Origin of the sequence: Streptomyces sp. NPDC001315 (assembly GCF_042896175.1) — a bacterium.
Taxonomy (GTDB): Bacteria; Actinomycetota; Actinomycetes; order Streptomycetales; family Streptomycetaceae; genus Streptomyces.
Window position 1 is genome coordinate 62,528 of the sequence record NZ_JBIAWZ010000013.1, and the last position, 22,382, is coordinate 84,909.

General features: G+C 72.5%; 17 protein-coding genes and 1 pseudogene. 6 read left to right on the plus strand and 12 right to left on the minus strand.

Annotation, left to right across the window (positions count from 1 at the left end; all coding sequences use genetic code 11):
- Positions 1 to 20: 20 nt before the first annotated feature.
- Entirely contained in the window at positions 21 to 2,174 is a 2,154-nt protein-coding gene (locus tag ACFY16_RS29260) for a SpoIIE family protein phosphatase (protein WP_390650175.1), read from the minus strand.
- Between the two features lie 295 nt (positions 2,175 to 2,469).
- Here ACFY16_RS29260 and ACFY16_RS29265 point away from each other — a divergent pair, with 295 nt between their 5' ends.
- Together ACFY16_RS29265 and ACFY16_RS29270 are read left to right on the plus strand one after the other, a co-directional pair.
- On the plus strand, positions 2,470 to 4,914 hold the full coding sequence (locus ACFY16_RS29265) for a SpoIIE family protein phosphatase (protein ID WP_390650176.1): 2,445 nt from the start codon (positions 2,470 to 2,472) through the stop codon (positions 4,912 to 4,914).
- 419 nt (positions 4,915 to 5,333) lie between these two features.
- Positions 5,334 to 6,623 carry a cytochrome P450 gene (locus ACFY16_RS29270; protein WP_390650177.1) on the plus strand — a complete coding sequence of 430 codons (1,290 nt, stop codon included), beginning with the start codon at positions 5,334 to 5,336 and terminating at the stop codon, positions 6,621 to 6,623.
- Between the two features lie 30 nt (positions 6,624 to 6,653).
- Here ACFY16_RS29270 and ACFY16_RS29275 read toward each other — a convergent pair.
- The 4 genes and pseudogenes from ACFY16_RS29275 to ACFY16_RS29290 all read right to left on the minus strand — a co-directional run.
- Positions 6,654 to 6,827, minus strand: a pseudogene (locus ACFY16_RS29275) (GNAT family N-acetyltransferase); the annotation flags it as partial.
- A 159-nt stretch (positions 6,828 to 6,986) separates the two neighbouring features.
- The gene (locus ACFY16_RS29280) at positions 6,987 to 7,571 is read right to left on the minus strand and encodes a hydrolase (RefSeq protein WP_390650178.1); all 585 of its coding nucleotides are present in this window, start codon (positions 7,569 to 7,571) and stop codon (positions 6,987 to 6,989) included.
- A gap of 7 nt (positions 7,572 to 7,578) precedes the next feature.
- The gene (locus ACFY16_RS29285) at positions 7,579 to 9,033 is read right to left on the minus strand and encodes an MFS transporter (RefSeq protein ID WP_390650179.1); all 1,455 of its coding nucleotides are present in this window, start codon (positions 9,031 to 9,033) and stop codon (positions 7,579 to 7,581) included.
- The gene (locus ACFY16_RS29290; RefSeq protein WP_390650180.1) at positions 9,030 to 9,500 is read right to left on the minus strand and encodes a MarR family winged helix-turn-helix transcriptional regulator; all 471 of its coding nucleotides are present in this window, start codon (positions 9,498 to 9,500) and stop codon (positions 9,030 to 9,032) included. The genes ACFY16_RS29285 and ACFY16_RS29290 overlap by 4 nt, the downstream gene beginning before the upstream one ends.
- 97 nt (positions 9,501 to 9,597) lie before the next feature.
- On the opposite strand from ACFY16_RS29290, the gene ACFY16_RS29295 reads away from it, so the two are divergent.
- Together ACFY16_RS29295 and ACFY16_RS29300 are read left to right on the plus strand one after the other, a co-directional pair.
- Positions 9,598 to 10,098: a metallophosphoesterase family protein gene (locus ACFY16_RS29295; protein ID WP_390650181.1), complete on the plus strand. Its 501-nt coding sequence runs from the start codon at positions 9,598 to 9,600 to the stop codon at positions 10,096 to 10,098.
- A gap of 67 nt (positions 10,099 to 10,165) precedes the next feature.
- Complete coding sequence (locus tag ACFY16_RS29300) at positions 10,166 to 10,576, plus strand: DUF2267 domain-containing protein (protein WP_351137848.1); 411 nt, start codon at positions 10,166 to 10,168, stop codon at positions 10,574 to 10,576.
- A 143-nt stretch (positions 10,577 to 10,719) separates the two neighbouring features.
- On the opposite strand, the gene ACFY16_RS29305 is transcribed toward ACFY16_RS29300, so the two are convergent.
- The 7 genes from ACFY16_RS29305 to ACFY16_RS29335 are packed head-to-tail and all read right to left on the minus strand — an operon-like array spanning position 10,720 to position 18,173.
- Positions 10,720 to 11,340: an SRPBCC family protein gene (locus tag ACFY16_RS29305; protein WP_390650182.1), complete on the minus strand. Its 621-nt coding sequence runs from the start codon at positions 11,338 to 11,340 to the stop codon at positions 10,720 to 10,722.
- 10 nt (positions 11,341 to 11,350) lie between these two features.
- Positions 11,351 to 12,457: an XdhC family protein gene (locus tag ACFY16_RS29310; protein WP_390650183.1), complete on the minus strand. Its 1,107-nt coding sequence runs from the start codon at positions 12,455 to 12,457 to the stop codon at positions 11,351 to 11,353.
- Positions 12,450 to 13,607 (minus strand): VWA domain-containing protein, encoded by a 1,158-nt coding sequence (locus tag ACFY16_RS29315; RefSeq protein ID WP_390650184.1) that lies wholly within the window; start codon positions 13,605 to 13,607, stop codon positions 12,450 to 12,452. The genes ACFY16_RS29310 and ACFY16_RS29315 overlap by 8 nt, the downstream gene beginning before the upstream one ends.
- Complete coding sequence (locus tag ACFY16_RS29320) at positions 13,604 to 14,479, minus strand: AAA family ATPase (protein ID WP_390650185.1); 876 nt, start codon at positions 14,477 to 14,479, stop codon at positions 13,604 to 13,606. The genes ACFY16_RS29315 and ACFY16_RS29320 overlap by 4 nt, the downstream gene beginning before the upstream one ends.
- A gap of 15 nt (positions 14,480 to 14,494) precedes the next feature.
- Positions 14,495 to 15,349, minus strand: coding sequence for an FAD binding domain-containing protein (locus ACFY16_RS29325; protein WP_390650186.1), 855 nt, complete (start codon positions 15,347 to 15,349; stop codon positions 14,495 to 14,497).
- Positions 15,346 to 17,706, minus strand: a complete 2,361-nt coding sequence (locus ACFY16_RS29330) for a xanthine dehydrogenase family protein molybdopterin-binding subunit (RefSeq protein ID WP_390650187.1) — start codon at positions 17,704 to 17,706, stop codon at positions 15,346 to 15,348. Before ACFY16_RS29330 ends, ACFY16_RS29325 begins: the two co-directional genes overlap by 4 nt.
- Positions 17,703 to 18,173 (minus strand): (2Fe-2S)-binding protein, encoded by a 471-nt coding sequence (locus tag ACFY16_RS29335; protein ID WP_390650188.1) that lies wholly within the window; start codon positions 18,171 to 18,173, stop codon positions 17,703 to 17,705. Before ACFY16_RS29335 ends, ACFY16_RS29330 begins: the two co-directional genes overlap by 4 nt.
- A 255-nt stretch (positions 18,174 to 18,428) precedes the next feature.
- Here ACFY16_RS29335 and ACFY16_RS29340 point away from each other — a divergent pair, with 255 nt between their 5' ends.
- A complete protein-coding gene (locus ACFY16_RS29340) occupies positions 18,429 to 20,399 on the plus strand; it encodes a GTP-binding protein (RefSeq protein WP_390650189.1) in 1,971 nt (656 codons plus the stop codon).
- A gap of 74 nt (positions 20,400 to 20,473) precedes the next feature.
- On the plus strand, positions 20,474 to 22,333 hold the full coding sequence (locus ACFY16_RS29345) for an endoglycosylceramidase (RefSeq protein WP_390650190.1): 1,860 nt from the start codon (positions 20,474 to 20,476) through the stop codon (positions 22,331 to 22,333).
- Positions 22,334 to 22,382 lie beyond the last annotated feature (49 nt).

A 22,382-nucleotide genomic window follows, 5' to 3' on the forward strand; every position in this document is an offset into this window, starting at 1 on the left:
CCCCCGTCCTCGGTGCCCCGTCAGCCGTCCCCGCTCGCCCGCAACAGCAGCAGCGCCACGTCGTCGATCCGTTCCTCCGCGGCCGCGTAGTGCCGCACGAGGTCGTCGGCCAGCTCGTCGAGGGGCCGGTCGCCGGTCTGCGCGAGGTGTTCGCCGAGGTCGGCCAGGGCGTCCTCGATGTCGACGCCGGGCGACTCGATCAGGCCGTCGGTGTAGAGGACGAGTACACAGCCGGGGGCTAGATCGACCTCCGTCGTCGGGTATTTGGCCGAGGCGTCGATACCGAGGAGCGGACCGCCGGCCAGGTCCAGGACCCGCACCCGCCCGTCCTTCCGGCGCAGCAGCGGCGGCGGATGCCCCGCCCGGGCCATCACGGCCCGACCCTGCCCCGGATCGAGCCGCAGGTACAGACAGCTGGCGAACAGGTCGGCGCCGAGGTCGATCAGCAGCCGGTTGGTGCTGCCCATGACCTCCCCCGGGGCCTGGCCGACGGTCGTGTACGCCCGTACGGCGGTACGAATCTGCCCCATCAGCCCGGCCGCGGTCACGTTGTGGCCCTGGACGTCCCCGATGACCGCCGCCGCCAGCGGCTGCGACGGCACCAGGTCGTAGAAGTCGCCGCCGATCTCCATGCCGCGGGTGGCCGGCAGATAGCGCGCGGCCGCCACGATGCCGGGCAGCGACGGCAGCGAGTGCGGCAGCAGGGCCTCCTGCAGCCCGTGGGCGAGCTGCTGCTTGGCGTCGTACAGCAGCGCCCGCTCCAGGGCCTGCGCGATCAGCCCGCCCAGACTCGTCAGCACCGCCCGTTCGTCCGTGTGGAAGGGATGCGGCTCTGCGTAGGCGAGCACACAGGTGCCCACCGGCCGCCCGGAGGCGATCAGCGGTAGATAGGCCCAGGCCGCGAAGCCGTCGGGGGTGCAGTGCCGGACCGGATACAGGCGCTCGAGCTCCTCCCGGGAGTCGAAGAACGCGGGCACCCCGCTGCGCAGGGCGTGCGCGCCCGGCGTCGGCGCGGCCAGCGGGATGCCGTCGAAGCGCTCCACGACATGCGGGTCCGGATACCCGCGATGCCCCAGCACGTGCAGACGGCCCGCCCGCGAGCCGAGCAGCACCAGGGCCTGGCAGCCCACGGCAGGGGCGATCTCGTCCGCGACCAGTTGCACCACGTCCTGCACGCCCACCGCCTCGGTGAGCGCGCCGGCCAGGGTCAGTACCTGCGAGATGGTGACCAGACGCGGCGCCGCGTCCCCCGGCTGCGGCCCGGACCGGCTCATGTCCGAGACCGCCCGCGCCTTGCTGATGCGCACGCTCAGCCCGGTCGTACTCGGATACAGGCGGAACGACAGCCAGGTCCCGGGCGGGCGCAGCGCCACGAACGAGGTGACGTGCTGGCTGATCAGCGCGGCCCGGTAGCGGTCCTCGTACACGGGGTCGTTGAGCCAGGTGACCGACGCCCACAGATGGGTGCCGAGCAGCGAGTCGACCGGGGCACCGAGGAGCTCGGCCGCCGCCGCGTTGGCGAAGCTGATCCGCCCGTTCAGATCGAGCGAGCACAGCCCGTACGGCAGCCGCGCAACCATGCGTGCCGCCTCGACCGTGCCCAGCGTGCCGGTCACGCCTCCCGCGGGCGGCGCGGCCAGCAGATCGGGCTCCGAGCCCAGCGGGCGGTCCTGCCCGGCGGCGCGTTCCAGCCGCAGCGCGAGCCGGTCGCAGGCCGTGTTCAGGTGGTTCCGTTCCTGGTCGGACAGCTCCGGGGGATGCGAACCGGGCCAGGTCACGAACACCGCGCCGTACACGGTCGTCGCGGTCGCCACCGGCATCGCGGCCAGGGCGAAGGGGTAGGGCAGGACCACGGCGATCCGCGGATAGCGGCGCGCCATGTCCTCCTCGCCGCCGACCCAGATCAGCTGCCGGCGGCGCACCGCCTCGGCGACCGGGATCGGCGCGCTCAGTCCGACCCGCTCCCACGGTGCGGCGAACGCCCGCGGCAGGCCCGCCATCACCGCCATCTCCAGCACCGGCTCGTCGGGCGCACGCAGGTACACCCCGCCGGAGTGCGCGTGGACGGCCTCCATCATCGCGGTCAGCGCGAGCGACAGCATCGGACGGCCGACCGGCGCCCTGGCGGCCGACGGCGCCTGCTCGGATGTCTGCCCGTCGGGCACGCCGACCACCTCCTCGCACGGCCGCGGCGGGGTCCCGGATCAAATCTCTCTCCTGGCGGCCGGACGCGCACGGCGAACGGCGCCCGGCCACACCCCCACGCAGGCAGCCGCGCCACGAGACGCCGGCGGGTGACGGGCCCGGACAGTGGCGGCTGTCCTGAGATCACTGTGCGGAAACGCATGCGTAAAGCTGAACGCATGCGTAAAGACGTGTTCGGCGCCTTTCGAGCGTGCGCCGGCCGCGGCCTGCGCAGAACGGTCACAGGGGCTGCGCAGCGACCTCATAAGCGCTGTAATTACGGACGTGGTCAGTGAGGGCGCTGCGGGACGCAGAACGAGAACGCTGCGTGCCGAAGATGCCCTCAAATCGATCACGACCGATCTCGACTCACCCGAGCGGGCGCACCGCGCACTCGAACAGGCGCTCGTCTTCGCGGGAGCGGCGGTGGCCGCCGTCTACACGCCGGGCGACGGCGGCGACCTGCTCTGCCTGGTGGAGTCGGCCGGTGTGCCGCGGACGCTGTACGGGCTGCGCGACAGCTACCCCGTCTCCGGGCGTTCCCCCGCGGCCGACGCCCACCGCACCGGGCGACCGGTGTGGCTCGGCCCCGAGGAGCTCGCCGGGTACCCCGAGTCGCGGCGGACGCCCTCCCCGGACTTCTTCGTGGGGGCCCTGCCCGTGCCCGGGGACGGCGGCGGCTGCCTGCTGGCCGTGAGTCAGGGCCCCCACGGCTTCGACACCGAGGACCGCGAGTGCCTCGCACTGATCGCCGAGGCCGTCGCCTGCCCCGCGCCGCCCGCGTCCGCCGAGGCCGGAGAGCTGCCGTCCGACGCGTTCAGCCTCGCCATGGACACCGGCCGTGTGGCGGTCGGCGACGGGATCCTGGAGGTGTTCGGGCTGACCCGGGCGGAGTTCGACGGCAAGGTCGAGACCCTGCTGGGCCGCACCGTCCCGGAGGACCTGCCGTCGCTGATGTCCGTGGTGGAGGCCGACCACATGTCCATCGGCGACCGCGAGTTGGAGTTCCGCATCCTGCAGCCCGCCGGCCCGCCGAAGTGGCTCCGGCTGCGCGGCCGCCTGCTGCCCGGCGGCGAGGGCCATCCGATGCGGCTGGTGGGCACCGTCGAGGACCCCGCCAAGCTGCGCCCCGACGTCACCGACGTCATCCGCGTCCAGCGCCTGGCCGCCGCGCTGGCCACCGCCGGCACCGTCCGCGACGTCAGCCAGGCCGTCGTCACCGCCCTGCGCAAGCCGCTGCGGGCCGACCGGATCGCGCTCGCCGAACTGGAGGGCGACCGGCTCGTCGTCACCGTCCTGGACCCTCCCGAACAGGAGGCCTGGCCCGAGTTGTGGCGCCTGGAGTGGCGCACCGAGTGGCCCGACGCACCCCTGCGCGCCATGCCCACCCTCGCCGCCGCGCTGCGCGAGGGCCGCGCCCGGATCTGGTCCGCCGGCACCCCTCTGGAACCCGCCCTCGCGGAGGTCGGCCCCGGCGGCCTGGCCGTCCTGCCGCTGCCCGCGGGGGGCCGGATGGCCGGCGCCTGCCTGATCGGCTGGGACGACCCGCACGAGTTCGGCCCCGACGAACGCGCCCTGCTCACCGCCTCCGCCGGCCTGGCCGGCCAGGCCCTGGTGCGCGCCCACGCCTTCGACGCCGAGCACGAACTGGTCGGCATGCTCCAGCGCCAGCTGCTGCCGCGCCGTCTGCCGAAACTGCCCGGCGCCATCGCCGTCGCCCGCTATCTGCCCACCACCGCCGGACTGGAGCTCGGCGGCGACTGGTACGACGTGATCCCGCTGCCCGACAACCATGTCGCCCTCGTCATCGGCGACGTCCAGGGCCACAACGCGAGCGCCGCCACCCTGATGGGCCAGATGCGCACGGCCCTGCGCGCGTACGCCGCCGAGGGGCACACCCCGGACGTGGTGGTCTCGCACGCCAACCGCCTCCTGATGGAGATGGAGACGGACCTCTTCGCGACCTGCTGCTACGTCGACGTCGACATGGAGGAGGGTTCCGCCTGGTGCGTGCGCGCCGGACACCTGCCGCCGGTGCTGCGTCACCCCGACGGCCGTACGGAGATCGCGGAGGCGGACGGCGGCCCGCCGCTCGGTGTGGTGGCCCAGGCCGACTTCCCGATGACCCCGCTGCGGCTGCAGCCCGGCATGCTGCTCGCCCTCACCACGGACGGCCTGGTCGAGTCCCCCGAGTCGGACATCGACACCGGCATGGACCGCTTCGCCCACGAACTGTCCGTCTCCGACCCCGCCCACCTCGGCCTCGTGGCCGACGCCCTGCTCGGCAACGCCCGCCGCAGTGACGACGTCGCCCTGCTCCTCATGCGCTACGACGGCATGGCCGTACGTCCGCTGCGCGAGGGCTGGACGGTGTGGCGCGTCCCCGAGGCGGTCCGCCACGCCCGCCGGTTCACGCGGCGCACCATGCGCGCCTGGGGTGTCCCCGAGCGCAACCTGGACACCGTCCAGCTCGTCGTCTCCGAACTCGTCACCAACGCCCTCGTCCACACCGACGGCCAGGTCCGCCTCGACCTCACCCTCGTCAACCACCGTCTGCGCGTCGCCGTCTTCGACGCCTCGCCCCGCACGCCCGCGAAGCCCACCAGCATCGGCTGGGAGGCCACGGGCGGCCGTGGCATCCTGCTCGTCGAGGCCGTGTCGGACGCCTGGGGGACGGTGCCCGTCAGCGGGGGCAAGCAGGTGTGGAGCGAGATCGCGCTGGAGGACTGAACAGCGGGCGCTCAGGCCGGCTTCTCCAGCAGCCCCTCGGCGACCGGCCCGGAGGACGCCGGGTGCCGGAGGAGCTCGGCGGCCAGGGTCTGATGCTCTCGATATGACACCTGTGGCATGTGTGGGAACATGGCATATGTGGCATTTGGTGACTGGCGAGAGCCTCCTTGCTGAACCCTCGGCCGGGAGGGCTCGGACAGGCGAAAGGAGTGCAACATGATCGCCAAGCTGCTCGGCAAGCTGTCCTTCACCCGCCACTACGGTGCGTACGGGGAAAAGGACTGGGATGCGTACGCCGGCGTCGAGGGGGTCTGACCGCACTGTCGGCGGGTGCCCCTGGCGCCCGCCGGTTCCCAGCCACGCTGCCGACGATATCGGCCTGGACAGGTACGAGAGCCAGGGACGATCTCATGGGCCGAATGAATGAGCCGCCGCGGTTGCCCGAAGGCGGCTTCGCGGCCTGGAGCCGCGACCGGCTGGCCATGGCGCGCCGTGGCGCTGACGAGTGCGGGGACGTCTGGCAGCTGGAGCCGGGTGTCTATGTAGCCGCTACGGCCGGGCCGTGTGAAGAGGTCCTGCATCGCGCGCAGGACTTCCCCAAGGCACCCTCGCCTCTCTTCCCGCCGTTGAAGCGGTCGAGCGGAGCGACGCCTGAGGAGCGTGCGCACGCTCACGCCGCCCGAATGCGCGGACTACGTGCGCAGGCCGTTGCAGCCCGGATCGGGGAGATCGCGCCCAGGACCGCTCGATTCGCCGACCAGTGGCCCACGGGCCAGGACGTCGAGATTCTGCCCCTGGTCCGGCACGCCCTGGCAGAGATCGGCGTGCACTACCTCTTCTCCGAAGACGCTCCCACCCTGCTGCCCTTTGCCTCACAGCTCTTCCTGGCCCGGGAGGTGCTCGCACGCCCCTCGCGCTGGGTATGGCCGCGCTGGATGCCCACACCGGCACGGCGGTTCCGCACACGGCAGCAAGTCGCCTTCGTCGACGCTTTGCGGCCCATCGTCCGCCGGCGCTGTTCATCGGGCCGGCTCGGTGACGACCTGCTGGGACAGATGCTCCGGCCCTCCTCCCGCTACGGCCCACTGCCGGAAGAGGCCATCCTCGACACTCTCCCCGGAATCACCGTCGCCACCTTCGAGACACCTTCCCGGGCAGCCGGCTGGATCCTGCTCCACCTGGCCCGGCACCCCCAGGCAGCGGGCCGCATCGCGGCCGAAGCCGCCTTGCTGCCCGCGGACCCGACCGCGACGACCAGCACCCACCTCGACAGCCTGCAATACACCCAGGCACTGGTACGCGAGGTGCTCCGCCTGCACCCCCCGAGCTGGCTTCTGACCCGACGCGCAGCGCGACAGACTCAGCTCGCCGACTACACCATCGACGCCGGGTCCACCGTTCTCGTCTGCCCCTACACCGCCCATCGCGACGCCCGGGAATACTCCGAGCCGGACCAGTTCCGCCCCGAGCGCTGGCTCGATGATTCGCGCTCGCCGGCGAAACCCGGGGTCTTCCTCTCCTTCGGTACCGGGCCGCACGGCTGCGAGGGAACCGCTCTGGCCATGGCGATGCTGACGCTCCTGACCGCGCAGACCGCCCGCCGCCACGACTTGAGCGAGCCGCCCGGACCGGAACCCGGCTACCAGGTCGCCACCTTCGGAGGCCTCGCGACTGTCGGCTTGCGCCTGCGTGCCACCGTGCGCAGCTGAGGGCAGTACTCCTGGATCGCTCGTCTTGTCTCACTGGTCGAACTCGTCGGCGAGAATGCCCATCATGACGAGGTCGTGGTGCCGGCCGGCGAAGAAAACGTGTTCCCGCAAGCGCCCTTCCTCGGTGAAGCCGAGCCGACGGGTAAGCGCCAGCGACGCCTCGTTGTGGGCGGCGATCACTGCCAGGCATTTGTGATGGCGCCGACGGCCTGCTCCTTCGCCCAGACGCGGTAGCTCTCGGCGGACCGCGGTAGATCCAGCCGGCTCCCTCGCCGCCCGTCATCGTCGGCGAAGCGCATGGCGCGGCGGCGGGGTGGGTGTGATCCGATGCCGGCCCCGCCGCCGCGCCGTTCACCCGGCGCGTCAGCCGTGCGTCTTGGCCAGGAGTTCGAGGACCTCGGCCGTCGTGCCCGTCTCGCCCAGCCGCGGGAAGATCCGCTCGATGCTGCCGCGGTGGGCCTCGGCGTCCAGGTCGCTCATCGCGTCGGTGGCGAGGGTGACGTGGTAACCGTGCTCGTACGCGGCACGGGCGGTGGACTCGACGCCGATGCTGGTGGCGATGCCGGTCAGCACGATCTGGGTGACCCCGCGACGGCGCAGCTGGACGTCGACGTCGGTGCCGTGGAAGGCGCCCCAGTTGTGCTTGGTGACGGTGATGTCGCCGGGGTGTCCGGCCAGTTCGGGGACGATGACGTCCCAGCCGTCCGGCCGGCTGCCGCCGGGGTGCGCGGCATCGGTGCGGCCCGGGACGGCGTCCGCGCCGTCGGCGGCGAAGGACACCCGGACCAGGACGACGGGCAGGCCGTGGGCGCGGAACGCGTCGGCGAGCTCGACGCTGCGGGCGACGACGTCGGCGCCGGAGTACGGCTGGGTGGGCGCGCCGGCGATGCCGGCCTGGAGGTCGATGACGACGAGGGCGGTGCGCGGGTCGAGGGCGGTGAGTGCCATGGGGAGTTCAGGCCTTTCGGGTGTTTCGAGTATTTCCGGTGCTTGCGGTGATTCCGGTGTTCCCGGTTTTTCGGGTGGTGAGTGTGCTCAGGGAACGGTCGGACAGGGTGGTCGCCAGCAGCAGTACGGATCCGGCGAGCATGAAGAGGGCCAGGTCGTGCAGGCCGGCGGTGTCGGCGCGGTGGGCGAAGAAGCCCGCGTCGGCGGCGGAGGCGCCCAGCGCGCCGAGGTACATGAAGGTGCGCAGCAGTCCGGCGGCGGAGGCGATCCGCGCGGGCTCGGCCTGCCGGTACAGGGCGGTCTGGTTGGCGAGCCCGATCAGCCCCTGCGGTACGCCCATCACGGCGCCCGCCACGAGCAGGACCCACAGATCGCTGCCGGCGCCCACCAGGAGCAGCGTCACACACCCGGCGATCTGCACGAGCGAGCCCACGACCAGCTTGCTCCGTACGGCCTCGCGGCGCCCCGTCAGGGTGGACACGGCGAGCGCGCTCGCCGACAGCGGCAGCAGCACGAGCCCGGCGGTGGACGGGTCCAGGCCGCGGCCCTCCTCCAGCCACTGGGTGAAGCCGTACAGGTAGGCGTACGACGTCGTGTAGCCGAGGAACTGACGCAGGTACGTGACGATCAGCGGCACGTTGCCGCCGAGCACGCGCAGGTCGACGAACGGCTCCGGCACCCGCAGTTCGCGTACCGCGAAGGCGACGGCGGCGACGGCGAAGAGCACCGGCAGGTACCAGCGGTCGAGCCGCGGGCCCATCAGGAACAGCATCAGCGCGACCAGCGTGACGGCGAACAGGGCCATGCCGGGCAGGTCGACGCCGCGCCGGTTGCCGGTCGGTCGCTGCGTCCGCGGCAGCCGCAGCGCACCGAGGACCAGGCAGGCCGCCGACAGGGGCACGTTGACGGTGAACACGGCCCGCCAGCCGCCCACACCGATCAGGAACCCGCCGAGGGCCGGACCGACCACGGCGACCGTCTGGTTGGCGACGGCCAGCGCGGTCAGCACCCCGGCCGGGCTGTCCTGCCCGGTGCGCTCGGCCTCGCGTCGCGTCAGCTGCATGGCCGCCGGATACGCGGCCGACGTCCCGAACCCCAGCAGCACCCGGGCGGCGATCAGCGCGCCCAGCGACGGCGCGAGCGCGCCGAGGAGACCGGCGGCCCCGACCAGCGCCGTACCGAGGAGGTAGAGGCGGCGGGGCCCGTACATGTCCACGAGCCGTCCGACGACCGGCTGCCCGACGGCCGTGGCCAGATAGAGCGCCGACACCAGCCACACCGTCCGCGACGGTGGGGCTCCGAAGGCGAGCCCGATCGGCGCCAGCGCGACGGCGATCATCGAGGAGTTGATCGGGTTCAGTACGGAGCCCAGGACCATCGGCGCGATGAGGCGCCGATCGAAGGCGGTGGGGGAGGAGCCGGGCACCGTCGTCGCGCCGTGCCGGGCGAGTTTCGGTATCACGGCTGGGTCAGCCGGTCCATCAGGGCGAACGCCGCCAGGACCGTCCGGCGCTCCTCCTCCGTGAACCGGTCCTCGAACGCGCGGGCCAGCCACTCGGCCCGGACCTGCCGGTTGCCCTCGACGCGCTCGCGGCCCGCGTCGGTCAGCGTGACCAGCTGGCGGCGGCCGTCGTCGGGATCGGGGCTGCGCCGGATCAGACCGTGCCGGTCGAGGGCCGCGAGCGTGGTGGCCATCGACTGCGGCCGGACGCCCTCGGCGGACGCCAGGGCGCTCGCCGTGGCGGCTCCGTGCTTGCCGACCAGGGTGAGCGCCGACTCCTGGGAGGGCGTGAGCTCCTCGTCCTCGGCGACCTCCCTGATCCGCCGGCGCAGCCGGCTGAACACGACCCGCAGATCGCGGGCCGCACGGGCGGCGGACTCGGAGACGCCGTCGGGAGGCTCGAGGGCCTCGGCGGGTTGCTGCTCCATGCGGCCCACCCTAAATTCGTCAGGTAGAACTGTCCAGTTACAGCTGAACAGTTTTACCTGTAGATCACCTGACAGGCGGTCGCCGTACGCTGAACCCGTGCGCCTGCTCCTGACGTCCGACACCCACCTCCCCAAGCGCGCCAGGGAACTGCCCGCGCAGCTCCTCGCCGAACTCGCGCGCGCCGATGTCGTGTTCCACGCCGGGGACTGGGTCGACTCGGCCACCCTCGACCTGCTCGAGAGCCGCTGCCGCGAGCTCATCGGCGTGTACGGCAACAACGACGGCCCGGACCTGCGCGCCCGGCTCCCCGAGGTGGCGTACGCCGAACTCGGCGGCCTGCGCTTCGGCGCCGTCCACGAGACCGGCCCCGCCCAGGGTCGGGAGGCGCGGTGCGCCGCCCGTTTCCCCGACCTCGACGTCCTGGTCTTCGGCCACAGCCACATCCCCTGGGACACCACCGCCCCCACGGGACTGCGCCTGCTCAACCCCGGCTCCCCGACCGACCGCCGCCGCCAGCCGCACTGCACCTACATGACCGCCACCGTGGTCGACGGCCGCCTCACGGACGTGGTCCTGCACCGGCTGCCACCGCGCTGACCCGTTTGGGCACCGCGACGACGGGGCACCCGGCCTGCCCGACGCGACCACACCCTGGGAGCGAGTCATGCAGCACGACGCATTCATCGGCCAGGTGCAGGCCCGGGCCCGGCTGGACAGCCGCGGAGCCGCCGAACGGGCCACCCGGGCCAGCCTGGAAACCCTGGCGGAGCGGGTACCGCCCACCGTAGCCGACAAGGCGGCCTCCCAGCTGCCCCACGAGATCGGCGAGCATCTGCGCCGGGTGGCCCACGCCCCCGACGAACCCGCCAACGGTCACCACATGAACCAGCACGCCTTCTTCACCCGCGTCGCGAAGCGGGCCGGCACGACGTATCCGAAGGCGGTCCACGAGGCCCGGTGCGTGATCGAGGTCGCCGAGGAGGCCACCGCGGGAGCCCTCGGCCGCAAGATCCGTCCGTCCCTGGACCACGAGCTCGGCAAGACTCTCTTCGCGGGGAGCAGCGGCCGGGCCTGAGCACCTGCGCCTCCGGGGCCACCTCGCACGGCACAGGCACCCCTGACGGCCCCGGCGCCCTCGGGTTCGCCGACCTCTGCGCGGCTGCCACGGTCCTCGCGCCGCTCACCTCTCCTCCGGGCCGCGGGGGTGGGCCGTCCGGCTCAGGCCCGCCGCAGGCGCCGTACGACGGCCACGACCAGCGCCACCACGGCGCTGACGGCGGCCACCGCGACCGCGGCCCGCTTGGCGACGGGGACCCCCGCCGTGCGGAACAGGTCGAGGGGCTCGTTCCCCTCCCAGCTCTCAGCCGCCGCGGCCCCCTCGGACACCGGCGCCTCCTGCTCGGTCAGCTTCTCGGACAGGCAAGCGGCGAACTGCCCCACCAGCCGGTCGCCCACCTCCGCCAGCACCCCCCGCCCGAACTGCGCCGGACGCCCGGTCACCGTCAGATCGGTCCGCACCGACACGGCGGTGCCGCCGTCCTGTTCGCTGAGCGTGCCGGTGACCGTGGCCCGTGCCGTGCCCTGGCCCCGGGTCTCCCGGCCGCTCGCGGCAAGCACCATCCGGTGCGCCGTCTCGTCCTGTTCCTCGAAGACGGCGGTGCCCTTGTAGGCGACGGTGATCGGGCCCAGTTTGACCTTCACCGAGCCGGTCACGGTCTTGCCGTCGTAGTCCTCGACAGTCGCCCCGGGCAGACAGGGGGCGATCCGTTCGATGTCGAGGAGCGTCCGCCAGGCTTCCTGGACCGGGACGGGGACGGTGAACTCGTGGTGCAGCTCCATGGCTTCCTCCTCACAGCGGGTTGGACGGATGGATGGCGCCCGCCGTCGCCGCCAGCGGGGCGCCGCTGCCGCCCCAGCGCAGCGCGACGATCTCGGCGGCCACGGACACGGCGACCTCCTCGGGCGTACGGGCCCCGAGGTCGAGTCCGACCGGCGAGCGCAGCCGGGACAGCTCGCCGTCCGTCAGGCCGGCCTCGACGAGCCGCTCCATGCGGTCGTCGTGGGTACGGCGGCTGCCCATCGCCCCGATGTAGGCGGCCGGCCGGCGCAGCGCCTCCTCGAGCAGCGGCACGTCGAACTTCGGGTCGTGGGTGAGGACGCAGATCACCGTGCGCTCGTCGGTGTCGGTGCCGTTCAGGTAGCGGTGCGGCCAGTCCACGACCACCTCGACGCCCGGCGGGAACCGCTTGGGCGTGGCGAACACGGGCCGGGCGTCGCACACGGTGACCCGGTAGCCGAGGAAGTCGCCGATACGGGCGACGGCGGCCGCGTAGTCGATCGCGCCGAACACCAGCATGCGCGGCGGCGGCGCGAAGGAGTGCAGGAACACGGAGACGGCGTCCTCGCGCCGCTCCCCGTGCGTCCCGTAGTGCCGTACACCCGTGGCACCGAGGGCGAGTTCGCCGCGCGCGTCGGCGGTCACCGCCACGTCCAGACCGCTCGCGCCGAGCGTCCCGGAGACCCGGTCCGGCCAGACGGCGAGCGTGGCTCCGCGTGGCGCGGGCCCGTCGGTGACGGTGGCGACGGTCACCGGGCGGCCGGCGGTGACGGACTCCGCGACCGCGCCGAACGACGGATCCCGCTCGGGCGTGACGGGCCGCACCAGGACGGTGATCTCGCCGCCGCAGGTGAGGCCGACCGCGAAGGCGTCCTCGTCGCTGTACCCGAAGGTCTCCAGGCGTGCCTCCCCGCTCTCCACGACCTCCTGGGCCAGTTCGAACACGGCGCCCTCCACACAGCCGCCGGAGACGCTGCCGACGACCTCGTCGTCCGGCCCGACGGCCATGGCGGCGCCGGGGTCGCGCGGCGCGCTGCGGCTGACCGCGACCACCGTGGCGAGCCCGAACGGTGTCCGGGCCGTGTACCAGCCGCTCAGCACCGGGAGAATCTCACGCACGTTCTGCTCCTTTCCCGCGGGGCGCCGCTTCTTCCGCGGGGGCCCCTCGCACCACCGCCGCAAGACGTTCCAGCGCGGCCAGGCTGTGCCCCTCGACGAAGGCGTCCACGCTCGGCAGGGCCGCCGCCATCCCGGCGGCCAGGGGCGCGTAGCCGGGCCGTGCCTTGCGCGGGTTGGCCCAGATCACCCGGTGCGCCAGCCGGTGCAGGCGGCGCATCTGGGCCGCGAGCAGCTCCGGGTCGCCGCGCTCCCAGCCGTCGGAGAGCAGCACCACGACCGCGCCGCGCGCCATGCCCCGCTGCCCCCACCGGTTCAGGAACTCCCGCAGCAGCTCACCGAGCCGGGTACCGCCGCGCCAGTCCGGCACCGCCGCGGCGACCGCGGCCATCGCCAGGTCCGGGTCCCGGTGCGACAGTTCCCGGGTCACCCGGGTCAGGCGGGTGCCGATCGTGAACACCTCCGTGCGGTGACCGCGTGCGGCCGCGTGCGCGAACCTCAGCAGGGCGTCCGCGTACGGCGCCATGGAGCCGCTGACGTCCACCAGCAGCACGACGCGGCGCGGCCGCTCGGCCCGGTCGTGGCGGCGCAGCCGGGCGGGCTCCCCGCCGCGCCGCAGCATCTCGCGCACCGTGCGGTGCGGGTCGACGTCGCCACGGCGGGCCGGCCGGCGCCGCGCGGTACGCCGTGCCTGGCCGGGCAGCGCGAACGCGGCCAGCAACCGCCGCAGGTGCGCCCGCTCGGCCGCGTCCAGCCCGGCGACGTCACGGTGGCGCAGCACCTCGGTGGAACTGGCCAGTGCGGCGGTGGGCGGGACCTGCCGCTCGCCCTCCGCGGTGGTACGGGAGCCGGGGGGCGTGTCCCGTACGACGAGCCGGAGGCGCGGCGGGGGAGCGGCGCGGCCCGGCCGGCCGGAGGACCGGCCGGAGCCGAAGTACGCCGCGAACACCCGCTCGTAGCGTTCCAGGTCGTCCCGGCTGCCGCACAGGGTCAGCCGGCCCGCCCAGTACAGGTCCGCCCGCATCCCGGGCCCCAGCACGTCCACCGCGCGCAGGAAGGAGTGCAGGCGTTCGGCGCTCGCGTCGACACCGGCGGCGCGCAGGGCACGGGCGAAGCCGAGGATGGCGGCGTCCGCGGCGAGCACGGCGATCACGCCCCGCGCTTCGCGAGCACTGCCGCCAGATCGAGCCCCCGGGCCCGTTCGGCGTCCTCGCGGTACTTGAGCACCGAGCCCAGTGTGGCCACCGCCAGTTCCGCGTCCACCTCGCTCGCCCCGAGCGCGTCGAGCGCCTGCGCCCAGTCGATCGTCTCGGCCACTCCCGGCGGCTTGAGCAGGTCCTGCGCGCGCAGCGCCTGCACCAGCGCGGTCACCTGCTCGGCCAGCCGGGCCGACACGGCCGGCAACCGCCTTCGTACGATGGCGAGTTCGCGGGCGAAGCCAGGGTGGTCGAACCAGTGGTACAGGCAGCGCCGCTTCAGCGCGTCGTGCACCTCGCGGGTCCGGTTGGAGGTCAGCACGACCACCGGCGGCACCTCGGCCCGTAGCGTGCCGAGCTCCGGGATGGTGACCGTGAACTCCGACAGCAGCTCCAGCAGGAACGCCTCGAACTCGTCGTCGGCCCGGTCGATCTCGTCGACGAGCAGCACCGACGGCTGCGTCTGCAGCGCCCGCAGCAGCGGCCGGGCGATCAGGAACCGGCGGTCGTACAGCTCGCCCTCCAGCCGTTCGGCGTCCCTGACCCCGGCCGCCTCGGCGGCCCGCAGATGCAGCAGCTGACGCGGGAAGTCCCAGTCGTACAGGGCCTGGGAGGCGTCGATGCCCTCGTAGCACTGCAGCCGGACGAGGGGGGCGCCGAGTGCCTCGGCGAGGGCGGAGGCGAGCGCGGTCTTGCCCACGCCCGCGTCGCCCTCGCAGAAGATCGGCCGGTGCAGCCTGAGGGCCAGGAAGCAGGCGACGGCCAGCCCGTCGTCGACGAGGTACCCCGTCTCCTCCAGGCGGGCCCGCACCTGCTCCGGGCCGTCCATCCGGGTGATCGGCGCTCACCCCATTCCGGCGGCGGCCAGGACCGCCCGCTTGGTGAGGACCTGCGCCAGGTGGGCCCGGTACTCGGGCGAGCCTCCGGTGTCCTGCGAGGGCTGGGTGCCCTCCGCCGCCGATTCGGCGGCGCGGGCCACGGCGTCCGGGTCTCCGGCACCGGACAGGGCCTGCTCGACGGCCGAGGCCCGCAGCGGCGTGGCGCCCATGTTGGTCAGGCCGATGCGTGTCTCGGTGATGTGCCCGTTGTCGCGCCGCACCAGCGCGGCCACGCCGACGATCGCATAGGCCTGGGCGACCCGGTGGAACTTCTCGTACCGGAAGCCCCAGCCGTCCGCCTTCGGGATGCGGACCTCGACCAGCAGCTCGTCGGGCGCCAGCGCGCTCTGGAGGAAGTCGACGAAGAACTCGCGCGCGGCGATCGTGCGCCGGCCTCCGGGCCCCTGTGCGACCAGCTCGCCGTCCAGTGCCAGGACGACGGCGGGCAGGTCCCCGGCCGGGTCGGCGTGCGCGAGGGAGCCGCCGAGGGTGCCCCGGTGCCGTACGGCCGGGTCCGCGACCGTGGACGTGGCGGCCGCCAGCAGTCCCGCGTGCCGTCGGACCAGCGGATCCGCGATGACGTCGTGGTGCGTGGTCATCGCCCCGATGACGAGGGTGTCGCCGTCCTCCCGGACCCCACGCAGCTCGGGGATCCGGCCGACGTCCACGACGAGCTCGGGGAAGGCCAGCCGCAGCCTCATGAGTGGCAGCAGGCTCTGTCCGCCGGCCAGCACCTTCGCGTCCTCGCCCGCGTCGGCGAGCGTGCGCACCGCCTCGTCGATGCTGCCGGGACGGGCGTAGTCGAATGCGGGGGGAATCATGCCGACGCCTCCTTCACGGCCTGCCAGACCCGTTCGGGCGTGCAGGGCATTCGTACGTCCTTGACGCCCAGGGGGCGCAGGGCGTCCACGATCGCGTTGACCACGGCGGGCGTGGAAGCGATCGTGCCCGCCTCGCCGACCCCCTTGACGCCCAGGGGATTGGAGGTGGCCGGTGTCTCGGTGCGGTCGGTGACGAACTCGGGCAGGTCAGGTGCGGCCGGGACCATGTAGTCGGCCAGCGTGCCGGTGACCAGGTTGCCCTCCTCGTCGTACACGGCCTCCTCGTACAGGGCCTGCGCGATGCCCTGCGCGAGCCCTCCGTGCACCTGCCCCTCCACGATCATCGGGTTGATGACGTGGCCGACGTCGTCGACGCAGACGTACGACCGGATCCGCGTATGCCCGGTCTCGGTGTCGACCTCGACCGCGCACAGGTGGGTGCCGTGCGGGTAGGAGAAGTTGTCCGGGTCCACGAGGTGCTCGGCGTTGATGGTGGGCTCCATGCCGTCGGGCAGGTCGTGCGAGGAGAACGTCTCGAAGGCGATCTCCTGGATGGTCTTGCGGGCCTCGGGGGAGCCCTTCACGGAGAAGACGCCGCCCGTGAACTCCAGGTCGTTCTCGCTGGCCTCGAGCAGATGGGCGGCCACCTTCCGGGCCTTGTCGACCACCTTCTGCGCCGCATGGTGCACGGCCGCCCCGCCGACGGTCAGGGACCGCGAACCGTAGGTGTCCATGCCCTGCGGGGCCGCCTTGGTGTCGCCGTGCACGACCTCGACGTCCTCGAACGGCACGCCCAGCACGTCGGCGGCGATCTGGCTCCAGCAGGTCACATGCCCCTGCCCGTGCGGGCTGGTGCCGGTGACCACTTCGACCTTGCCGGTGGGCAGCATGCGGATGCTCGCCGCCTCCCAGCCGCCGGCCGCGTACCGGAGGTCCCTGAGCACCCGGCTCGGTGCGAGGCCGCACATCTCCGTGTACGTCGAGACGCCGATGCCGAGCCGTACGGTGTCCCCGTGCTCGTTGCGGTCCGCCTGCTCGGCGCGGAGCTTGTCGTAGTCGAACAGCTCGAGCGCCTTGGCCGTCGCCGCCTCGTAGTTGCCGCTGTCGTAGGTCAGGCCGGCGATCGACGTGTGCGGGAACTCCTCGTGCTTGATCCAGTTCCGGCGCCGCAACTCGACCGGATCCAGGCCGAGTTCGGCCGCCAGCTCGTCCATGGTCCGCTCGATGGCGAACGTCGCCTCGGGACGCCCGGCGCCGCGGTAGGCGTCCGTCGGCGTCCGGGTCGTGAAGACGCCGGTGCAGGTGAAATCGTAGGAGTCCATCTTGTAGATCGCCGGGTACATGAACGCGCCCAGGATCGGGATGCCCGGTGTGACCAGCATCAGATAGGCACCCATGTCGGCGAGCAGGTCCACCTTCAGGCCGAGGAGCCTGCCGTCGCGGTCGGCGGCGATCTCGATGTCCTGGATCATGCCCCGGCCGTGGTGGGTCGCCAGGTAGCCCTCGGAGCGGGACTCGGTCCACTTCACCGGTCGGCCGAGCCTGCGGGCGACGGCGAGCGCGATGGCCTCCTCGCCGTACACCTGGAGCTTGGAGCCGAAGCCGCCGCCCACGTCGGGGGCGATGACGCGCAGCTTGTGCTCGGGGACGCCGGTGACTACGGACAGCATGACCCGCAGAATGTGCGGCACCTGGGTCGCGGAGTACACCGTGTACTCGCCGGACGCGGCGAGCGGCGTGACGACGACCGCCCTCGGCTCCATGGCGTTGGGGATGAGGCGTTGCTGGTGGTAGCGGCGTTTCAGGGTCACGTCGGCGCGCTGCCGTACGGCCTCGAAGTCCTCGCCGGTCTTCAGCGGCCAGACGTAGCAGCGGTTGGTTCCCTTGTCCGCGTGGACCAGCGGGGCGTCCGGCCGCAGCGCGGCCTCCAGGTCGAGCACCGGGGGCAGGGGCTCGTAGTCGACCTCGATCGCCTCCAGGGCGTCGGCGGCCGTGTACCGGTCGCGGGCCACCACGACCGCCACCGGGTCACCGGCGTGGCGCACCTCGTCGACGGCGATCGGCGGGTGGTCGGGCAGCACGATGTCCTCGGTCACCGGCCAGGCGCAGGGGAGCGAGCCCAGGCCCTCGGCGAGGTCGCTCCCGCTGAACGCGGCGACGACACCGGGGCGCTCCAGGGCCGGCGAGACGTCGATCCGCTCGATCCGGGCGTGGGCCATGGGGCTGCGCAGGATCGCCAGGTGCAGCAGCCCGGCGACCTGGATGTTGTCGGTCCAGTTGGTCTGCCCGGTGATCAGGCGGGCGTCCTCCTTGCGGGGGCGGGACCGGCCGACCTCGCGTTCCGTCGTCTCGGTCATGCCGTGACCTCCTGTTCGGAGGCGGCCAGGACGGCCTGCACGATGTTCTGGTAGCCGGTACAGCGGCAGAGGTTCCCCTCCAGGCCCTGCCGTACCTCGTCCGGGGTGGGGTGGGGGTGCTCGCGCAGCAGATCACGCGCCGCCATGATCATCCCCGGGGTGCAGTAGCCGCACTGCAGTGCGTGCCGCTCGTGGAACGCCTTCTGCAGCGCGGTCCACTCGCCGTCACGGGCCAGCCCCTGGACGGTGGTCACCTCGCTCCCGTCCGCCTGCACGGCGAGCACGGTGCAGCTCTTGACGGCGGCGCCGTCGAGCTCGACCGTGCAGGCCCCGCAGTTCGAGGTGTCGCAGCCGATCGGGGTGCCGGTCAGGCCGAGCCGGTCGCGCAGGTAGTGGACCAGGAGGAGGCGCGGTTCCACGTCGTCCTCGTACGTCGTGCCGTCCACTTTCACCGAAATGTGGGTCATATGCCCTCCAGAGGTCGTGCAGGCGGAGGAGTGGGAACACATCGACAGAGCGTGATGTACGTCACTCTATGACCGTGCCGATGACGCGGCGAGCGCTGCGGCACGGTTGGTTGATCGTTAATCCATTGCTCGAGCGGCCGCGGCTCTGCTGCACTGCACGGGTTCCGCAGTCATCCAGTGAGGATCAGCACATGCGCACTTCGTTCATGTCCACCCCGGAAGGAACGACCCCCTCTTCAAAGGACATGACGCCTCGTGCACTTGCTCAACCTCGGCATCCTCGCGCACGTCGACGCAGGTAAGACCAGTCTGACCGAACGGCTGCTGCACATGGTCGGGGTCATCGACGAGATCGGCAGCGTCGACGCCGGCAGTACGCAGACCGACACGCTCGCGCTGGAGCGGCAGCGCGGCATCACCATCAAGTCCGCCGTCGTCTCCTTCCCGGTCGACGACGTGACCGTCAACCTGATCGACACCCCCGGCCACCCCGACTTCATCGCCGAGGTGGAACGAGTGCTCGGCGTCCTCGACGGCGCCGTACTCGTCGTCTCGGCTGTCGAGGGCGTCCAGGCGCAGACGCGCGTGCTGATGCGGACCCTGCGGCGGCTGCGCATCCCCACGCTGGTCTTCGTCAACAAGATCGACCGCCGTGGGGCCCGCGACACGGACGTGCTGCGGGCCCTGTCCGAACGTCTCTCGGCGGCGGTCGTACCCATGGGGCGTGCCACCGGGCTCGGCACCCGCGAGGCCGGCTTCACGCCCGGTCTCGACCCGGCCGCGCTCGACGTCCTCGCCGACCACGACGACGCCCTGCTCTCCGCGTACGTCGAGGACACGGTCGGTCACGACCGCCTGCGCGCGGCCCTCGTCGCCCAGACCCGGCAAGCCCGTGTGCACCCGGTGTACTTCGGCTCGGCCATGACCGGGGCGGGCGTCGCCGCGCTGATCTCCGGCATCAAGGAACTGCTGCCCGCCGCCGACGGGGACCCGGACGGGCCCGTCTCCGGCACCGTCTTCAAGGTCGAGCGGGGCCCGGCGGGGGAGAAGGTCGCCTACGCGCGGTTGTTCTCCGGCACGCTGCGCACCCGCGACCGGATCGCCTTCGGCGAGGACGGCCGGGAGGGCAGGATCACCGGCATCAGCGTCTTCGACCGCGGCACGGACACCCGGGACGGCGCCGTCCCCGCGGGCCGGATCGCCCGGCTGTGGGGCCTCGCCGACATCAGGATCGGCGACGCGATCGGCGTACCGCGCAAGCCGTACGGGCACTTCTTCGCGCCGCCGACTCTCGAAACCGTCGTCGTCCCGGGGCGGGGTACGGACACCAGGGCCCTGCACGTCGCGCTCACCCAGCTCGCCGAGCAGGACCCGCTGATCGGCCTGCGGCACGACGAGGTGCGCCGGGAGATCTCCGTGTCCCTGTACGGAGAGGTGCAGAAGGAGGTTGTCCAGGCGACCCTCGCCGACGAGTACGGGCTCGACGTCACCTTCCGCGAGACGACCCCCCTGTGCGTCGAACGGCCGGCCGGGACGGGCGGGGCCGTCGAGTTCATCAAGAAGGACGCCAACCCGTTCCTCGCGACCGTCGGCCTGCGCGTCGACCCGGCCCCCGTCGGCGCGGGCGTGGCTTTCCGGCTGGAGGTGGAGCTGGGCGCGATGCCGTACGCCTTCTTCAAGGCGGTCGAGGACACCGTGCGTGAGGCCCTCGGCCAGGGTCTGCACGGCTGGCGGGTCACCGACTGCACGGTCACCATGACGCACTCCGGCTACTGGCCCCGGCAGAGCCACGCCCACCAGGGCTTCGACAAGAGCATGTCGAGCACCGGCGCGGACTTCCGGGGACTGACCCCGCTGGTCCTGATCGAGGCGCTGCGGCGGGCGGGCACGCAGGTGTACGAACCGATGCACCACTTCCGTCTCGAGGCCCCGGCGGACACCTTGGGCGCGCTGCTGCCGGTGCTGGCCGCGCTGCGGGCCGTACCGCAGACGACCGACACCCGGGGCGGCTCGTGTGTCCTGGAGGGGGCGATGCCGGCTGCCCGGGTGCACGGTCTGGAGCAGCAGCTGCCCGGGCTGACACGTGGCGAGGGCGAGCTGGAGAGCGCCTTCGACCACTACGCGCCGGTCGCGCGCGGCACGGTCCCCGAGCGGCCGCGCACCGACCACAACCCGCTGAACCGCAAGGAGTACCTGTTGAACGTGACGCGCAGGGTGGCCAACTGAGCTGACAGACAAGGAACTTACTCGAGGGTCAGAAGGTATTGACGGTGTCCGGAAAGCACCGGACTGTAGTGGCCATGCCGAATATCCGGGCACGTCTGCTCGTTGTTCTGGTTGTCCTCTGCGGATTCCTGACGGTGGCGGGCTCCCCGTCCGCCACCGCCGCCACCGTCCCCGACTCCCTCTGGTTCGACGGCACCTCACTGACCGTGTCGAACGGCCGGTTCACCGACAGCCTGGGCCGCGAGGTCGTACTGCGCGGCTACAACGTCTCCGGCGAGACGAAACTGGAGGAGAACAGCGGCCTCCCCTTCGCCTCGGTCGCCGACGCGAAGAAGTCGGCGACCGCGCTGCGCGCCCTCGGCGGCGGCAACTCGGTCCGCTTCCTGCTCTCCTGGGCCCATGCCGAACCGGCCCGCGGTCAGGTGGACACCGCGTACCTGGCTGCCGCCACCGACCAGATGCGTGCCTTCCTCGACGCCGGTATCCGCGTCTACCCCGACTTCCACCAGGACCTCTACTCCCGCTACCTCTTCGACGACGACAGCTGGTACACGGGCGACGGCGCCCCCGAGTGGGCGGTGGACGCGGGCACTTACCCGGACGAGTCCTGCGGGATCTGCCTCTTCTGGGGCCAGAACATCACCCAGAACGGCGCGGTCAAGGCCGCGTCCTACGACTTCTGGCACAACACCTACGGCCTCCAGGACGCCTTCCTCGCCACCGCCCGGCAGACGATGACGTACGTCAGACAGCACCTGTCCGACGAGGAGTTCGCGGGCGTCGTCGGCTTCGACCCCTACAACGAGCCGTACGCGGGCACCTACGACTCGGGCCAGACCAGCCGCAGCTGGGAGAAGAACGTCCTCTGGCCGTTCTATGCGAAGTTCCGCGCCGGCATGGACGCGGCCGGCTGGCAGGACAAGCCGGCCTTCGTCGAGCCCAACCTCTTCTGGAACGCCAACATCGACTCCCAGAAGCAGGAGGGCGGCCTGCTGGACGCGGGCACGCTCGGCTCCCGCTATGTCTTCAACACCCACTTCTACGACCAGAAGGCCATCTCCGGGATCCTGATGTGGGGCAAGGCGGGCGACGGGCAGTACGCGACCGACTTCGGGACGATCCGTGACCGCACCTCGGCCGCCGGGACGACGGCCGTGGTCAGCGAGTTCGGCCACCCGCTGTCGGGGACGGTCTCGGACAAGGCGCCGACGGTCCTGAAGGCGATGTACCAGGCCCTCGACTCCCGGGTGAAGGGCGCCGGTTGGTGGACGACTCCCGCCGCCTCGGGACCGGTCCTCTCCGGCTCCCAGTGGCAGTGGGACATCTACAACGGCCGCCACCACGAGTTGATGAACGGCAACCCCGACAAGGTGCTCACCTCCGGCGACGCCTGGAACGACGAGGACCTGTCCGCCGTACGCATGGACGACTCGGGCACCGTGGCACTGCGTCAGGACGCCCGGCTCCTGGACCGCGTCTACCCGAGCGCCACATCCGGGTCCACGGTCGCCTTCACCTACGAGGACCGCTCCCGCGACGGCTCGACGACGCTGACCTGGAACCCGGTGCCGAGTTCGCTGCCGAACGTGGCGCAACTGGTGGGCTCCGGGCAGTACGGGCTCCTGGTGTGGCGCTCCAAGGGCAGTTCCGCGCCGACCGAACTGCACCTCCCGGCGTCGTTCCCGACCGGGTCGACGACGGTGGTCTCCGACCTCGGCACCGCGTACGGCCCGCCCGCGTACACGCCGACCACACCCGTCGCCGTGGCCGCCGAGCCGGGCGGCACCGCAAGCCGCCGCCTCCTGCTCACCGCGTCGGACACGGGTGTCCTGCACTACGCCCTGGTGACCAACGGGGCGACGTCCCCGTCCACGGCACTGCTGAACGCGGCCCGCACCGAACTCGCGGCGTGGGCGGCGCGGACGGTCGGCTAGGACACGACTCCGGGAACGGCCCCGGGCCCGTCGCGCGGCAGCACGGCGG

Excerpts from the sequence above, each read along its gene's own strand:
- ACFY16_RS29320 (WP_390650185.1), bottom strand. The coding sequence starts at position 14,479 with ATGGACGGCCCGGAGCAGGTGCGGGCCCGCCTGGAGGAGACGGGGTAC.
- ACFY16_RS29270 (WP_390650177.1), top strand. The coding sequence starts at position 5,334 with ATGAATGAGCCGCCGCGGTTGCCCGAAGGCGGCTTCGCGGCCTGGAGC.
- ACFY16_RS29290 (WP_390650180.1), bottom strand. The coding sequence starts at position 9,500 with ATGGAGCAGCAACCCGCCGAGGCCCTCGAGCCTCCCGACGGCGTCTCC.
- ACFY16_RS29305 (WP_390650182.1), bottom strand. The coding sequence starts at position 11,340 with ATGGAGCTGCACCACGAGTTCACCGTCCCCGTCCCGGTCCAGGAAGCC.
- ACFY16_RS29345 (WP_390650190.1), top strand. The coding sequence starts at position 20,474 with ATGCCGAATATCCGGGCACGTCTGCTCGTTGTTCTGGTTGTCCTCTGC.
- ACFY16_RS29325 (WP_390650186.1), bottom strand. The coding sequence starts at position 15,349 with ATGATTCCCCCCGCATTCGACTACGCCCGTCCCGGCAGCATCGACGAG.
- ACFY16_RS29335 (WP_390650188.1), bottom strand. The coding sequence starts at position 18,173 with ATGACCCACATTTCGGTGAAAGTGGACGGCACGACGTACGAGGACGAC.
- ACFY16_RS29300 (WP_351137848.1), top strand. The coding sequence starts at position 10,166 with ATGCAGCACGACGCATTCATCGGCCAGGTGCAGGCCCGGGCCCGGCTG.
- ACFY16_RS29330 (WP_390650187.1), bottom strand. The coding sequence starts at position 17,706 with ATGACCGAGACGACGGAACGCGAGGTCGGCCGGTCCCGCCCCCGCAAG.
- ACFY16_RS29280 (WP_390650178.1), bottom strand. The coding sequence starts at position 7,571 with ATGGCACTCACCGCCCTCGACCCGCGCACCGCCCTCGTCGTCATCGAC.